This is a genomic window from Tessaracoccus pujii (assembly GCF_054483895.1).
Map to the genome: position 1 here is coordinate 3,081,761 of NZ_CM137012.1, position 15,533 is coordinate 3,097,293.

Below are 15,533 nucleotides of genomic sequence, written 5' to 3' on the forward strand. Positions count from 1 at the left end.
GAAGGTCCAGTTCAGTCTAGTGCTCCGACATGATCTGACTTGTGACGGGGCGGATGCCACAGAGCGCGTCGTAGGCGGCAACCAGCTTTGCACCCTCCAAGCTCCAGTTATAGCGCGCCAAAATCGCCTGCCGACCTCGTTCCCCGTCGCTTGCGGCCAGTTCAGGGTCGTCCAGGTAGCGCCGGACGGCGGCTTCCACTGCGGCCGCATCGAAGGGGTCGACCGCTACGCCGCATCCTGAACCCTCGACGATTTCCTTCCACAGCGGGATGTCGGAGGTGACCACGGGAAGCCCACAGGCCATGTACTCGAACATCTTGGTGGAGTAGGCCTCCAGGTAGTTCGAAATTGGATGGTTGAGGACGACGCCGGTGCGGGCCTGGTTCAACAACGCGACGATGCCGTCGCGCTCAAGCACCCCGTGCCAACGCACGTGCTGCCACCCGGGGTGTGCACGTGCCTCGTCCTCATACTCCTTGAACTTCCCTGCCAGGTCACCGACGGCGTCATCGGGCAGCTGGGCGGCGCCGTCGAGCATGCTGAAGAGCCCCTGCTGACGCGAGAGGCCACCGACGTAGACGAACGCTGACGGTCGGTCCTCGAAAGGGGTGTTGTTCTTGTGCTCGGCCAGATCCTTCTCCGGGAAGTTTTGGCAGACGATCGTCTTGGCCTGTGGAAACTTTTCCGCGATCGTCGGGGTGGCGGCCACGAACAGATCGACGAGCCTGGTTGCCGCTCGCTCAAACACGTGTGCGGCGAGGCTCAGCGGCTTCTTCATGGGCGTCGGGATCCAGAACTTGTGCATGATCTGCTTGGGCACGTCCTCGTGCACGTCATAGATCACCCGTTTACCGCGGAGTTTCAGCACGATGCCGACAGGGATGAGCTCGGGGTCGTGGAAGTGGTAGATGTCGGCGTTCTCGTGCAGCGCTCGCCGCGCCATCGAGACAGATTTCACGAACATCCGGTGTAGCCGGTTACGTGGCGCGCCCAATCCGATGACCCGGACACCTGCAAGCGTGGTGTCGCCTGGGTTGCAGTTGATGAGAGCAAGGTCATAGCCCGCTTCGCTCAGATGGCGGCACTCCTTGTACGTGACGCGAGTGTCGCGCACATCGTGCACCGTGGACAGGTGCCGGACCTTGACCTGCCGACGAGTCTTGATCACCAACACCCCTTCCTGGGTTCTGCACGGTTAGTGTAGTGCCGCAACCAGGACCTGCCGGTTCTCCCGGCGGTGGTGCGAAAGGAATGTGTTCATGGCGGGACGTCTCGGGCTGTATGGCGCAGGAGGGCATGCCAAGGTCGTCGCTGAGATTGCCGAGTTGCTCGGTTACGACATCGCCCATTTCGTGGACGACACGCCGAAGCAGCCAAGTCTCTGGGGCTACGACGTTGTGGCAGCGCCTGCGGACGACGTCGCCTATGTCGTGGCCATCGGCCATAACAACACCCGACGGCGCATCGCCGAGACCCTGCCACGTAGTGTCGCCGCTCTCGTTCATCCCGGCGCTTGCGTCTCCTCGCGTGCCGAGATCGGCGAGGGCAGCGTCGCCATGGCTGGCGCGATCGTCAACCCGGCTACCGCCATCGGCCGACACTGCATCATCAACACCGGCGCTTCGGTTGACCATGATTGCGTGGTGGGAGACTTTGCGCACATCTCACCGGGCGTGGTGCTATCGGGCGGCGTCATGGTGGGGGAGGGCACCCACATTGGTTCGGGGGCTTCGATCATCCCGGGGGTAAGGATCGGCGCGTGGAGCGCCATCGGGGCGGGAGCAGTGATCATCCGCGACGTTCCCGACGGCGTCACCGTGGTCGGGAACCCCGGGCGCGAACTTCAGCGCTAGTTGACCCAGTATCCGGAGCTCCCTCGAAGGGAGTGCGGGTGACCGCGCCTTCCTCGGCCACACCGTCGCGTCGCAGCACCACGGCAACTGTCTCGACGAGTACCCGCAGATCCAGGACCAGACTGCGCTGATCAACGTAGGTCACGTCCCAGGCCAGTCGTTCCCCCCAACTCGACGCGTTGCGGCCCCTGACTTGGGCCAGCCCCGTGATCCCCGGCCGGACCTCGTGACGTCGCGCCTGGCGAGGCGTGTAGAGCGGCAGGTAGGACGGGAGCAACGGGCGGGGGCCCACGAGCGACATGTCGCCCTTGAGCACGTTCCAGAGTTCCGGCAACTCGTCGAGGCTGGTGGAGCGCAGCAGCTTGCCGAACCGCGTGAGGCGTTGCTCATCGGTGACCAAATCCGCGGTGGGCTCGAGCATGGTGCGGAACTTCACCATCTTGAACAGTCGGCCGTTGCGGCCGGGCCGTTCCTGATGGAACAACACCGGCGAGCCAAGCTTGACACGCACCAGAGCGGCGACGCCCACTTGGATCGGGGCGGTGACCGCCAACAGGCCCGCGGCCGCGACGACATCGATCGCCCGTTTTACCAGATCGTATGGACGAAAGCGGCTCACCGATCTAGGACCTGTCGGATCACTGCCTCAACCCTATCCATCTGCGGGTCCGTCAGGGCCGAACCACTCGGCAGCGAAAGGCCGGTAGCGAAGAGGTGCTCGCTGGCGCCGGAGACATATGCCACCAAATGCTTGAAGACCGGCTGCTGGTGCATCGGCTTCCAGACAGGGCGCGCTTCGATGTTGTCCTGGGTGAGGGCCTGCAGGAGATCGTCGCGAGTGAAGGGCGCTTCCTCGGGGTCGACGATGATCGACGTGAGCCAGAAGTTGTCGTGGTCGTGGCCGCTGCCGATGTGCTGCTCTGACCCGTCGGGCTGCCCGAAGAAAGCGACTCCCGGGATCCCGCCGAAGAGTTTCTTGTAGCGCAGGCGGTGCTGGCGTCGGCGCTCCAGCATCTCAGGCAGTCTGCTGAGTTGGGCTCGCCCCATTGCGGCCAGCAGATTTGAGAGCCGATAATTATAGCCCACATCGGTGTGCTCATAGTGCAGCACTGGCTGACGTGCTTGGGTGGCGAGATATCGGATGTGCTTGGCTTCGTCCACGTCGTCGGTGAGCACCGCGCCGCCACCGGATGTGGTGATGACCTTGTTCCCGTTGAAGGAGACGATGGCGCTGTCGCCGTGGGCCGCCGCCGGGCGTCCCTGGTGCACGGCGCCCAGCGATTCGGCGGCATCGGATAGCACATGGAGACCGAATTCGTCCGCGACCTGCTTCAAGGCCTCGTGATCAACGACGTGGCCCAGTAGGTCGACGGGAACGATTCCCTTGATCGTCGCGCCCTTCTTGAGTTGGTCTTCGACGGCGTGACGCGTTAGTTCCGGATCCATCGACCCCTGCGCGTCACAGTCGACGAGGACAGGGGCAGCCCCCGTGTAGGTGATGGCGTTGGTCGTAGCGGCGAACGTCATCGAGGCAGTGATCACCGTGTCGCCGGGGCCGAAGCCCATCGTCAGCCCAGCAAGGTGCAGTGCCGCAGTGCCCGACGAGAGCACGACGGCGTGCTGACGTCCACAGAAAGCCGCGAGTTCGGCTTCGAATGCGTCCACCTCCGGCCCCAGGGGCGCAATCCACCCGCCGTCGAAAGCACGGCTGACCGCGTCTCGTTCAAGCTGTGTGACGTCGGGCGGGGACAGGAAGATGCGTTCGTTCACGCGGCAAGAATATCCCGACCCGCCCTCACCGCTGACGGCGTGCGGTTGGGCTGCTCAGAGCGCCATATCGGCCAGGCCGGTCGGGAGGATGCCCTTGACGTCGAACACCACGCCATTGTTCGCGGCTAGCTCGCGCACCCACTCGGGACCGCGATCCAGGAACTGCCCGTGCCCGACTGCGAGGATGACAGCGTCGTAGGCGCCCTTGTCTGGTTCGTCGATGAGCGTCACGCCGTAAAGCGTGAGTGCCTCTTCTGCGGAGCACCAGGGGTCGTGCACGTCGACGTCGATGCCGTAGCTTTCAAGTTCCTCGACGATGTCGGTGACCTTGGTATTACGGAGATCTGGGGTGTTCTCTTTGAACGTCAACCCCAGGATCAGAGCGCGGGCGTTGCTCACTACAAGGCCATTCCTCGCCATCCCCTTCACCGTCTCGGTTGCGACATAGCGACCCATGGCGTCGTTCAGGCGGCGGCCGGCGAGAATGATCTCGGGGTTGTATCCGATCTCCTGGGCCTTGTAGGTGAGGTAATACGGGTCGACGCCGATGCAGTGTCCGCCGACGAGCCCGGGCTGGAACTTGACGAAGTTCCACTTGGTATTGGCCGCCTCAAGGACCGCATGGGTGTCGATGCCCAAGCGGTTAAACAACAGGGCGAGCTCATTGACGAGTGCGATGTTGACGTCCCTTTGGGTGTTTTCGATGACCTTCGCTGCCTCGGCGACCTTGATCGACGGCGCCCTATGGGTGCCAGCGGTGACCGCGATCCGGTAGAGGGAATCGACGTAGTCCGCCGTTTCAGGGGTCGATCCGGACGTCACCTTGAGGATGGTGGAGAAGCGGTGCTCCTTGTCGCCCGGATTGATGCGTTCGGGGGAGTAGCCCACAAAGAAGTCTTCATTGAACTTCAGTCCGCTCACCTGCTGAAGGATCGGCACGCAGACTTCTTCGGTCGCGCCGGGGTACACCGTCGATTCGTAGATCACCACGTCGCCGGGGCGCAGCGTGTTACCAATCGACTCCGACGCAGAACGGAGTGGGGTCAGATCCGGGTTGTTGTGTGCGTCGACAGGGGTGGGAGCGGTGACAACGTAGACGTTTGCACGTTCCATGTCAGTCGGATCCGTGGTGAAGGTGAGGCGCTGCGCAGCAGCGAGTTCGCCGTCGGGTACCTCAAGGGTGTGATCGTAGCCGGCGCTGAGGCCCTGAACGCGTGCTGCGTTGATGTCGAAACCGATGACGTCGATGTACTTGGCGAACTCGACGGCCAGCGGCAGCCCGACGTAGCCGAGGCCTATCACGGCCATCACGGAGTCTTCAGGAGCGGGGAATCCCATGCCAGGACCTTTCTGCGGGAGAGGTGTCGGTATCGCGCGCCCGTCCGACGAACAGCATGAGGATACCTGATCGGCCCGCCCCGTCCAGGTAGCGTCACCGACCAGCGAAGCCACCGAGAGTATGCTCCCCTGCATGAAGTTGCTTGTCACTGGTGGCGCCGGATTCATTGGATCAAACCTCGTGAAGGTGGCCCTGTCTGCAGGGCATGCAGTCAAGGTCATCGACGATCTCTCCACCGGTTACCGCGTCAACCTCGATGGCCTGAACGTGGAGTTCGTCGAAGGGAGCATCCTCGACGACGACGCACTGACCCGCGCCATGGCCGGCGCCGAGGCGGTGGTGCATCTGGCCGCGCTTGGTTCGGTGCCGCGCAGCATCCAGAATCCGATGCGTACACATGAAGTCAACGCGACCGGCACGCTCAAGGTACTGGAGGCGGCACGGCGGGCCGAGGTGGAGCACGTGAGTTGTTCGTCGTCGAGCTCGGTCTACGGGATGAACCCCGCCCTACCCAAGCACGAACGCGAATGGGTCCGTGCGATGAGTCCGTACGCTGTGAGCAAGCTGGCCACGGAGCAGTACGTGTTGGCGTTTCAGCAGTGCTACGGCCTCACCACGCTCGCGTTCCGCTTCTTCAACGTATATGGCCCCGGCCAGCATGCGGGCCACGCGTATGCCGCCGTCATCCCGATCTTCATCGACGCGATGCTCCGTGGCGAGCCGCTGCCCATCAACGGCGACGGCACCCAGTCGAGGGACTTCACTTTCGTTGGCACTGTGTGCCGCGTGCTCCTCGAGGCCGCGGAGGGCCGGGTGACCCACCCCGAACCGGTGAACCTCGCCTTCGGCACGAACACCTCACTGTTGGATCTGGTGCGCCGCCTGGAAGGGTTTGTCGGACATGAGTTGGAGCGAGAGTTCCGTCCTGCCCGCACCGGGGATGTGCCGCACTCGCAGGGCGCCAACGAATCTCTGCGTGGCCTGTTCCCGCACATCGATCCCGTCTCCCTTGACGAGGGTCTCACCGCGACCCTCAAGTGGTTCCGATCACTCCCGGGGCACCGGTGAAGGTCCAGCGGCGGCTGCTGTACGGCGTGACGATCCCCACGAGCGCCGTAACCCTGCTGCGCGGGCAGCTCGAATGGATGTCGGCCCAGGGGTGGGACGTCCACGTCGCCATGGCGCCAGGACCGGGTTTCGACGAGGTCGCCGCGCGGACCGGGGTCACCGCCCACGCGTTGGACATGAAGAGGGAACCGTCGCCACTCGACGACGCCGTGTCGTTGCGGCGCTGGATCGCACTGATCCGCGAACTGCGGCCGGATGTTGTCAACGTCGGCACTCCCAAGGCGGGGCTTCTGGGCACGATGGCGGCCTGGCTGTGCCGCGTTCCTCAGCGGATTTACGTCGTGCGCGGTCTCCGGCTCGAAGGTGTGACCGGGTCGAAGCGTGCGCTGCTCTGGATAATGGAGCGCATCGCGATCGCGCTGTCCACCCACACCGTGTCGGTCAGTCACAGTCTCGCCCGTGAGCTGAAGGCCCAGCGCCTGTTGCCGAGGCGGAGGAGCGCGATTGTCATAGGCTCCGGATCCAGCAATGGCGTCGATGTCGACGGTGTCAGGGCAGCAGTCGATGGGCGCCGCGAGGAGCTTCGCCACCAGTTCGGAATCAGCGCAGCCACCAAGGTCATCGGGGTTGTGGGGAGGGTCACTCGGGATAAGGGCTTCGACACTCTCGCCGCTGCTCTGCGCAGCGACCAGTTCCGGCCCGATGGCGATGTCGCCTTGGCGCTGATGGGTTCAGTGGAGGACGAAGGGCTGGCACGAGAACTGGAGGCCCTGCCCTTCCGGGTGTTCGAATTGGGTCATCAGGCACAGCCGTGGCCCTGGTACTCGCTCATGGACCTCCTCTGCCTACCAACCAGACGCGAGGGGTTTCCCAACGTCATCCTGGAGGCTGCGGTGGCAGGGATCCCGACGGTCACCACCCGCGCCACCGGCGCCGTGGACTCCGTCGTCGCAGGTCACACCGGCCTCCTTGTCGATGTCGACGACGCTGGCGCTCTGGCAATCGCCTTGACCACGCTCGTCAACGACGACGCCGAGCGCACCCGTCAGGGCGGGCAGGCGCGCCAATGGGCTGAACAGGAGTTCCCCAACGAGCGCATCTGGGCGGGTCTCAACAAGGTTTACCGCTCCGGCAACTGATTTTGGCGCAGGGAGTTTCGCTGATGGAGCACCGCCCCGAGTGATGCGGGATCGCTGCCGTCGACGGTATCCAGCAGCGCCGGATCGAGCGGAGGAACCGACACTCGAGAGATCAGTTGGTGGCTGGTGGGCGTGCGTTTCTCATCCTCGCTGAAGAGCACCTCGTGCAGCTTCTCGTTGGGGCGCAACCCCGTGAACACGATCTTGATGTCCTTCCCCGAGCGCGCGATGAGGCCCTTAGCCACATCGAGGATCTTCACCGGTTCACCCATGTCGAGGACGAGGACGTCGCCGGGCCTGCCGATGGCGCCAGCCTGGATCGTCAGCTCGCAGGCCTCGGGGATGGTCATGAAGTATCGCGTGATGTCCGGATGTGTAACTGTCAGCGGACCACCGGCGTCGATCTGACGGGTGAAGGTGTGCAGCATGGAGCCGCGTGACCCCAGCACGTTGCCGAAGCGGACCGAGAGCCACGGCCCGTCCACGAGGCGTGCGTAGTGGGCGGTGAGTTCCTCAGCGAGGCGTTTGGTCTTGCCCAGCACGCTGGTGGCGTCAGCGGCCTTGTCCGTGGAGATGTTCACAAAGTGCTTGACGCCCCACTTGCGGGCCGACGCCAGCACGTTGCGGGTGCCGATGGTGTTGGTCTTCCACCCCTCCAGGGGGTACTGCTCCAACATCGGCAGATGCTTCAGTGCGGCCGCGTGGAACACCACATCCGGCCGGTGATCCTCGAACACCTTGTCCAGGGCGCTGATGTCGCGAATGTCGCACAGCACCATGTTCGGCGTGTCGAGCAGGGCCTTGTTGTAGATGGACAGCTGGGTGCTGTGCAGGCCCGACTCGTCGCGGTCCAGCATGACCAGTTCCTTCGGGCCCAAGCGGTGCACCTGCTTGGCGATCTCGGAACCGATGGAGCCGCCGGCCCCTGTGATGAGGACCACTCGGCCGGAGAGGTAGCCGGAGATCTCGCTGAGGTCGGTCTGGATCTGGGCGCGGCCAAGCAGATCCGTCACGTCTAGCGCGTGCAGGCTGGAGACGTCGACCCGTCCGCCCACGATCTCGCGGGTGGGGGGCATGACAAGCGTCTTCAAGCCAGCTTCGTCGGTGATGTTTGAGATGTCGCGCATTAGTTCCCGGCTGGCCGTGGGGATGGCGACGATCACCGTCTTGATCCCGCGCTCCCGCGCAATGGGTGTCAGCTTGTCCCTACCGCCAAGGACCCTCGCCCCCGAGAGGTGGAGGTTGCGCTTGTCTGGGTCGTCGTCAATGAAACCGACGATGGTGAACGGGGCGTCCGGATCATATGCGAGGAGTCGGCCCAATTGTGCGCCCGCGTTGCCGGCGCCGTAGACGAGGACCGGTTCCGCCGTCGCTGCGTGTTGGGTGCTGCCCTGCAAGGTGCGGAACACGAACCGGCCAGCGGCCATCAGGATGAGCGCGGCCAAGGGGACCGTGAACGTGACGACCCGCGGATAGCTGGGCGAGCCGAACCAGGCGAACCACATCACTAGTACGATGCCGATCACCAACACGATGACCGCGATCTGGGTGGCTTCCTCGAAGGAGCCCACCCGGTTGCGGCCGCGGTACAACTTGGTCGCATAGCCGAGCAGTAGCTGGGCGATCATGGCAGCAGCGGCATAGCCCAGCACCATACGGGTCTGGGCGTTGGTGAGGGTGAAGCTGTATCGGGCGATCACCAGCGCCAGGGCGGCGATGGTCCAGCAGCTAGCGTCCCAGGCGGCGAGGGCTAACCGTTGCCAGTGCACGTTGGTGCGCCTCGCTGTGTCCACCTGTTACTCCTTAGTTGCTGTGGCGTTGTCCCCCGGTAATCCTATCGTCAGCAGTGCCGCTAGCCTTTCCGTGCAGCGCCAGGCCGGCGAAGACCGCGCACCACCACACGAACGAGACACCCGGATTGCGGAAGAGGTAGGTGTCGACGGCGAACGCCGCAGCGGCGAGTACCACGATCCAGAGCACAGACGCCGTGCGCCGGTCGCCTTGATGGCGGAGCGCAGCCCTCACTAGGATGATGAGAACGACGGTGAGCAGCGCGATTCCCACCAGACCCAGCTCGACGAGTACACCGAGGAACGTGCTGTGTGGGTTGGCGAGGAGATCGCCCTCAATGCCCTCGACCCGCATCATTCCTGTGCGTGGAGCGTAGATTAGTTTGGCGTCGATGCCGAACCAGGGCCACACTCCAGCAGTGCCGGTGCCTAACAGGATCGTCGTGGCCGAGCTCGTCCAGTGCTCTAGAGCGTTGGTGATGTTCTCCAGGCGTGCTGGATCTCCGAGCGTCAGCAGACGCGTCGCTCGATGAGGGAAGGACGCCGCCGCACCGATGGCTAAGAGGACGACGGCGCCCAACCCGAGCAGCACGGCGCGTGATGAGACCGACCGCTCGGTGCGTTTTCGCCAGATGACGATCAGAACGACCGTTGCCAAGGCCAGCAGACCCAGGCCGGCTCGGGAGAAGGTGAGGAAGATCTCTGCGGCCCCGATGACGGCGAGGCCCCAGAGCGGCCAGGCTCGCCGATTGGTCTTGAGCGCTGCCGCCACCAGGATGACCACCGTGACAATCAGCGCGGTAGACAGCACCGCTGCACCTCCCAGTCCGGTGCCGAGGCGGTTGAATCCCCGGGGGTGAAACAGCGCCCTGACGAGCCCGATCGCAGTCATCAGCACCACAACGGAGGCGAGGGCGATCTGCCAACGCCACAGCTGCCGACGTGGAACGGCGGCGACGACGGTGAAGGCCAGCAGCATGGTGACAGCACCCTGAAGCACCGGAATCCAGCCGACCCAACTTGGGTAGCAGACGGGCCACGGTTCGCCATCGCGGTGCGTCACACAGACTGTGAAGCCGAAAGCGCGGGTGGCGCCCCATATGGTGAGGGCGAGAAACGCGATTATCACCCAACCCGCCTGTTGCCAGAGGTTGCGCAGCCCTTGGGCCCACGGCAGGAGCGCCAGCGCGACGATGATCGCAGGCACGGCACCCAGCAGCCAAGCCGTGATGCCGACAGGGGTGAGGATGACCACCGAGTTGCCATTGAACAGGCTCCCCAGCGCGATGATGGCCAGGGCGGACCAGCCGAACAGCACGCTGATCCGGCGCATTGCGTTCATGTCAGGTCGTCCCAGTATGGAGGTCTGGTGTGCGACCGGCGTCGTAGGCGTGTGAGGCCAGTAGCGCCAGTAGGGAGAAGCACACGAGCAGGCCAGCCATCGCCAGCGACACCACCGTCATCGTCTCAACTATGCTCGGATGGTAGAACCACATGATCGTCAGCGGGGTGACCATGTAGGCGATGCTGAAGACCAACATGGTTGCCTGCTTGTGCACGACGATGAAGAGCATTGACACGGGCGACGTCGCGAGGTTCAGGAAGAGCCAGGGGACCAGTACGGCGGCTATGTCGCCTACGAGAACGTAGTCGTTGCCCAACACCCATGGCAACAGCCTGGGCGCGAGGAAGAAGATCAGCGCGAACGGCACGATGCCCAGCAACAGCGATCGGATGAGGGACCGCTTGACGAGACTGAACATCTCCCCGCGTGGGGTCACGGACATGCGTTGGAAGAACACCTGGGACAATGCGCCGTTGATGAGAGCCAGCGGTGCCTGGATCAACAGCCAGGCCACGCCGAAGTTGCCGATGGCCTCAAGTGAGAAGAACCGGCCGTTGAGGAGGGGGATGCCGTTGAGGCGTATCGCGTCGATCATTGCGTTCGGGCCATTGAGCAGCGGCATGCGGCGATACTTCTTGGCCACGTCGCGGCGGCGCCCTGTCAATGGACCCCGAACCTCCGGACCAACGCGCCGGATCAACCGGAGCAGGGCGACGAAGTGCCCGAACATCTGGGAACCAACCAGTCCCAGAGCGTTGCCGCCCGCGAACCCAAGTCCCACGCGGCTGGCAGACATGGTCAGCGACTGGGAGATCTGGTTGCTGCTGGCAAACCGGTAGTACTTCTTCCGGTTGAGCCACTGGGTGAGGATGATAACTTGCGCAGCCAGGAAGACCATGGGGCCAGCGAGCCACAGCCAGTCAGCCAGTCGGGGCGTGTTGAGCAGCCCGGCGACCTGCTCGGCGAAGATCAGCAGCAACACGGTCGCCGTCACCGACACTGCAGTGTTCGTGCGCGTCGTCAGTGATATGAGGGTGCGGGCCTCGTCGTCGGAGCGGGCGGGCACGATGGCGTACTCGTAACGCAGGCCAGCGATCGTAATCAGGAAGCCGACGACGGCGGCCAGTAGGTTGAAGACGCCCATCTCGGCGGCGCTGTAGACGCGCGTGACGATCGGGTAGATGAGCAGGCCGAGGACCTGGGCGAAGGCCGTGCCCGTCATTAGCGTGAGGACGTGCTTGGCGAACTCGTGACGCCCTAGCCATTGTCCCAGTCGACTATCCCGCAACCGCCCGATCAGTCGCTGGTGCCAGGAACCCGATTCGGGGCTCCTCACTGGGAACTCTCTGCCCGGCGGCTCATCACCTGACCGGTGATGTCGGCGTAGTGCTGTTCGTACTTGGCGGCGCAGCTGTCGATGGTGAACCGCGCGGCATCAGCTCGGGCAGCCGTGGCCAGCCCGTCTGCGAGGGGCACGTCGTGGAACAGCCGGGTCAGTGAACGCGTCGGCTCCGCGTCGTCGCCGCGGTCATACAGGAGGCCGGTTCGTTCATGCGTCACCACCTCGCGAATGCCTGGGATGTCTGGCGCAACCACTGGTAGGCCTGCGGCCATGGCCTCCACGGCCGCGATGCCGAAGCCCTCGATGCGGGAGCTGGAGAGAAAGACGTCATGTCGGCGTAGGTAGTCGGCGACATCTGAGCGCTGCCCTGCCAGCGTCAGGCGATCGCTCACGCCACGACTCGTGGCATGTGATTCGATGGCCGGTCGATCAGGCCCATCGCCGACGATGGTCAGTGTTGCCGCTGGCAGGTGCACCAGTACCTCGACAGCCCGCAGGAGGTCTTTGCGGCGGTTGTCCAGGCTCGACACGGAGATGATGCGCTGTTCACCAGGTCGCCGGGCGGCTGAGTGTTTCAGGAGTTCGCCGTCGATGCCGTTTAGGACCACCGGGAACGCCTCGGCGGGGTGCCGTTGAGTCGTGGCGAGGTGCTCTGCAGCTCCCTGGCTGATGGCGAAGACGCGATCGAAGCGTCGATAAATCCAACGGTCGACCGGCTGGAGCCAGCTCTTGTGGGCGCGACGGTTGGAGGTGCTGTGTTCAGTTAGTACCTTCGGGACAGTCGTTGGGGCAAGCGCCGTCCAGTACAGGCTTGGGAACAAGTGGGCGTGGATAATGTCGTAGCCCTTGGCCAGCGCGGCGACGCGCAGGGGCAGGCGCGGGTCCAGCCGGTGGGGGCTCAGAATGCGAACATCAAGTGTCAGGTCGCGAGCACGGCCGTTGGGGACACCGTCCACATCAGCCAGACAGGCGATCGTGACGTCGTGTCCATGTCCGCGCATCGCCGCCGCGAGGTTGACGACGAGCATCTCAGCGCCACCGGTCCCGAGCCCGTTGATGACGTGCAGGATGCGCACCAATAACCTCCAAATGGAACGTGGGTAGGCCTCAGCCTACTCGCTTGTCGGTTGCCCCTCCTTCATGAACCCACCGACTAGGCTCTGGTTCATGTCCCGCGCAACGGTGGTGCTCCTTTCATCGGTCTATCCGTACGCCCCCGGGGAAGAATTCCTGACCCCGGAGATCGCCCACTGGTCGAGGGACGGGGTGAAGCTCATCCTGATGCCTTGGCGAACCACAGACCGGCTCAGGGATCTGCCTGAGGGTATCGTCGTAGATGATCGCCTGAGCAAGCTGCGAGAGCGGCACACCAAGCGCCAGCGACTCTTGGAACTGGCCTCTCCCTCATTGTGGCGCGAGGTGGTCGCCTCAGTGAGGGCTGGCAGCTATGCCCCGAAGGCGCTGTGGCGCGTCTTGGTGTCGTCCGCTGCCGGTTCCATAGTCGCTCGTGCCCTCGGAGATCTGGCCAGTGAACAGGGCAGGCCGACTGACCTCGTCTATTCATACTGGTTCGACTTCTACGCTCTGGGCGCCCTCCGAGCTCCTGAGGCGGTCCGTCGGATTCTCTCACGCGCGCATGGCTACGACATCTACGAGGAATTGTCGCCGGATCGTCGCCTGCCCTTCCGTGGGTGGATGTCGTCCAGAGTGGATGTGCTGGCTCCCATCAGTGAAGCCGGGCTGCGCGCCGCGAGACGATCATGGGATTTGCCGCCTGAGCGATCGAGGTGCATGAGGTTGGGTGTATCTATCACGGATGACGTGGCTCCCATCCCCTTTGACCACAACGAACTCAATCTCTTGTCGGTGTCGTCCTTGATGCCCGTGAAGCGAGTGGACAGGCTGATCGACACGCTACGGATCCTCGCGGAGGCCAATCCACAGCGCCGCATCCGTTGGTCCCATGCCGGTTCGGGTCCCCTGGCGGATTCGCTCCGCGCCAGCGCCGTATCCCTTCCAGACAATGTCGAGGTCAGTTGGCTGGGTCAGCTGGATAGCGACGTCTTGGCCAGGACCTATGCGAGTCGACCGTGGAACTTCATGATCAATGTGTCCAGTTCGGAGGGCGTGCCGGTCTCGTTGATGGAGGCGATGTGCCGGGCTATCCCCGTGGCGGCCACGGATGTCGGCGGCACTCAAGAGCTAGTGGCCCCTCCGGGCGGAGTTATCCTCCACCCGGACGCACCCTCGACGACGTGGGCGGGCCAGATCGAGGAAGCCCTGCCATCCTCAATGGAGGAAGCATGGCGGCGTGGATTCCGTGACGAGGTGGTGCGGCACTGGGACCAAAGCGCCAACTTTGCCGCGTTTGTAGACGAGGCACTCGCCCTGGCTCAGCGCTGACGGATCTCCGCGAAATCCCGAACTACCTGCTCGGCCCGAGCCAGCCAGGTGTGGTTCCCGCGTTCGGCCAGCACGCGATCGCGGGCGCTCTCGATCTCGCTGCGATCCAGTGCCAAGCGGCTGAATAACTCGCGCATGGCAGCCACCTCGTAGTCGACAGTCCAGCCCAGCCTGAACTCATTGACGAGGGCTCCCCCGTGCGTGCCGTTTGAAGCAGCAGTGGGCAGCCCCATCCCGATGCCGTCGAAAAGCTTCACCGGTGCCGCGAACGAGCGGTAGAGGTTCGGCTGGACGCAGAGAACCGATATGTGCGCCTGCGCCATCGTTGAGCGCAGCGCGGGCCCCGACTGATGGACGACCTGGGTGTTCGAACCGAGCAACGGCCGGTAGTCGTCGGCGACGCTCTCCCAGTCCTCTACCCGGGTGCAGATCGTGAACTCGATGCCGTCCTGATCGGCTACGGCCCGAACGAAATCCTGGATGTCGTACATGGAGCCCAAGCCGCCCACGTAGAACAGCTTAAGCGGCCCGTCAGGGCTGGGTGAAGAAGGTTCGGTCAGCACAGTGGCCGGAGGCAGCGCCTTGGCCGGCAGGCCCTTGGCTTGGGGGAGATGATCCTTCATCGCCAAGCTCGGTAGATACAACAGGTCGACCGCGCGCCGGTACCACATGAGGTCATAACGGAAAGAGGCCCGCGCCATCTCTCGGCGCAGCCTCGACTGACGGTGCCCGAACCCTGGAAAGCGCCAGTAGACGTCTCGATAGAACAGGCTCACCGGTGTTCCCTGCTTCCTGCAGTGGCGGAAGAACAGAGGATCCATGAACGGGTGCCTGGGAACGCGGTCATCGTCGGTCAGGGGGGTGGGCAGCGTGGCGGCTTCAGCGTAGACGCCGTCGAACCGCAGCCCCTTCGCCATTGCCTTCTTCACCTCGTCGATACGTTGCTTCCGCTCAGCCGAACTTCCCGTGACCTGCCACACCTCAGCCACGGACTCCAGGGCTCGCAGCATCTGAGCGGGTCGAACGCTGCTGCCCGAGAATCCCTCCGCGACGATAGGCAGGGGATGGTGAAAGACAACGCGGGTCACGGGCACCTCACTTCGGATCAAGAGCCAGTTCACAGTATCGCGGTTGACATGGTTTGCGCCTCCTCGGGCGGGCGGCCAAGTGTAGGTACTATGAGGCTCGTGCAAGCAAATGCGGAAGAAGTACCCACGATCGTCGACCTGCGGGGCTACCTCGTGCGCCTATCCAGGCAGTGGCTCCGCGGGCTGCCGGTCTTTCTCGTGGTGCTGGCATTGGCGGCCGGATTCGCGTTGGCCACGCCTTCAACCTGGCAATCCAGCAGTATTCTGTTCATCGAGGTGCCGCAGGCTGCGACTGACGCTGAAGCCACCCAGAGCACCATGACCAACGGCCTCGTCGCATCAGATGTGGCAGTGGCGCGCAACAGCGCTGAGCTGGTCAGGAAGGTTCAGGTGACA

At 64.0% G+C, this 15,533-nt stretch carries 13 protein-coding genes; 4 read left to right on the forward strand and 9 right to left on the reverse strand.

Going from position 1 to position 15,533, the window contains the following annotated elements; genetic code table 11:
• Positions 1-16: 16 nt before the first annotated feature.
• Complete coding sequence (locus ACX1D0_RS14345; RefSeq protein ID WP_459018674.1) at positions 17-1,168, reverse strand: glycosyltransferase; 1,152 nt, start codon at positions 1,166-1,168, stop codon at positions 17-19.
• A 91-nt stretch (positions 1,169-1,259) separates the two neighbouring features.
• Here ACX1D0_RS14345 and ACX1D0_RS14350 point away from each other — a divergent pair, with 91 nt between their 5' ends.
• A complete protein-coding gene (locus tag ACX1D0_RS14350; protein ID WP_459018675.1) occupies positions 1,260-1,853 on the forward strand; it encodes an acetyltransferase in 594 nt (197 codons plus the stop codon).
• On the opposite strand, the gene ACX1D0_RS14355 is transcribed toward ACX1D0_RS14350, so the two are convergent.
• Genes ACX1D0_RS14355 through ACX1D0_RS14365 form a run of 3 tightly spaced genes read right to left on the reverse strand, consistent with a single transcriptional unit; the run spans position 1,813 to position 4,961 of the window.
• Complete coding sequence (locus ACX1D0_RS14355; RefSeq protein WP_459018676.1) at positions 1,813-2,472, reverse strand: sugar transferase; 660 nt, start codon at positions 2,470-2,472, stop codon at positions 1,813-1,815. The genes ACX1D0_RS14350 and ACX1D0_RS14355 overlap by 41 nt on opposite strands.
• Positions 2,469-3,623 (reverse strand): DegT/DnrJ/EryC1/StrS family aminotransferase, encoded by a 1,155-nt coding sequence (locus ACX1D0_RS14360; protein ID WP_459018677.1) that lies wholly within the window; start codon positions 3,621-3,623, stop codon positions 2,469-2,471. The genes ACX1D0_RS14355 and ACX1D0_RS14360 overlap by 4 nt, the downstream gene beginning before the upstream one ends.
• A 54-nt stretch (positions 3,624-3,677) precedes the next feature.
• A complete protein-coding gene (locus ACX1D0_RS14365) occupies positions 3,678-4,961 on the reverse strand; it encodes a nucleotide sugar dehydrogenase (protein ID WP_459018678.1) in 1,284 nt (427 codons plus the stop codon).
• Between the two features lie 133 nt (positions 4,962-5,094).
• Between ACX1D0_RS14365 and ACX1D0_RS14370 the strand changes: the two genes are divergently transcribed.
• Complete coding sequence (locus ACX1D0_RS14370; RefSeq protein ID WP_459018679.1) at positions 5,095-6,030, forward strand: NAD-dependent epimerase/dehydratase family protein; 936 nt, start codon at positions 5,095-5,097, stop codon at positions 6,028-6,030.
• Positions 6,000-7,169, forward strand: coding sequence for a glycosyltransferase family 4 protein (locus ACX1D0_RS14375; protein ID WP_459018680.1), 1,170 nt, complete (start codon positions 6,000-6,002; stop codon positions 7,167-7,169). The genes ACX1D0_RS14370 and ACX1D0_RS14375 overlap by 31 nt, the downstream gene beginning before the upstream one ends.
• Here ACX1D0_RS14375 and ACX1D0_RS14380 read toward each other — a convergent pair.
• Genes ACX1D0_RS14380 through ACX1D0_RS14395 form a run of 4 tightly spaced genes read right to left on the reverse strand, consistent with a single transcriptional unit; the run spans position 7,151 to position 12,722 of the window.
• The gene (locus tag ACX1D0_RS14380; protein WP_459018681.1) at positions 7,151-8,962 is read right to left on the reverse strand and encodes a polysaccharide biosynthesis protein; all 1,812 of its coding nucleotides are present in this window, start codon (positions 8,960-8,962) and stop codon (positions 7,151-7,153) included. The two genes, ACX1D0_RS14375 and ACX1D0_RS14380, sit on opposite strands and share 19 nt — an antisense overlap.
• Before the next feature lie 10 nt (positions 8,963-8,972).
• On the reverse strand, positions 8,973-10,292 hold the full coding sequence (locus ACX1D0_RS14385) for an O-antigen ligase family protein (RefSeq protein ID WP_459018682.1): 1,320 nt from the start codon (positions 10,290-10,292) through the stop codon (positions 8,973-8,975).
• 10 nt (positions 10,293-10,302) lie between these two features.
• A complete protein-coding gene (locus ACX1D0_RS14390) occupies positions 10,303-11,640 on the reverse strand; it encodes a lipopolysaccharide biosynthesis protein (protein ID WP_459018683.1) in 1,338 nt (445 codons plus the stop codon).
• Positions 11,637-12,722, reverse strand: coding sequence for a glycosyltransferase (locus ACX1D0_RS14395; protein ID WP_459018684.1), 1,086 nt, complete (start codon positions 12,720-12,722; stop codon positions 11,637-11,639). The genes ACX1D0_RS14390 and ACX1D0_RS14395 overlap by 4 nt, the downstream gene beginning before the upstream one ends.
• Positions 12,723-12,813: 91 nt before the next feature.
• Between ACX1D0_RS14395 and ACX1D0_RS14400 the strand changes: the two genes are divergently transcribed.
• Positions 12,814-14,049: a glycosyltransferase gene (locus ACX1D0_RS14400; protein ID WP_459018685.1), complete on the forward strand. Its 1,236-nt coding sequence runs from the start codon at positions 12,814-12,816 to the stop codon at positions 14,047-14,049.
• Here ACX1D0_RS14400 and ACX1D0_RS14405 read toward each other — a convergent pair.
• Entirely contained in the window at positions 14,040-15,137 is a 1,098-nt protein-coding gene (locus ACX1D0_RS14405) for a glycosyltransferase family protein (protein WP_459018686.1), read from the reverse strand. The genes ACX1D0_RS14400 and ACX1D0_RS14405 overlap by 10 nt on opposite strands.
• Between the last annotated feature and the right edge of the window lie 396 nt (positions 15,138-15,533).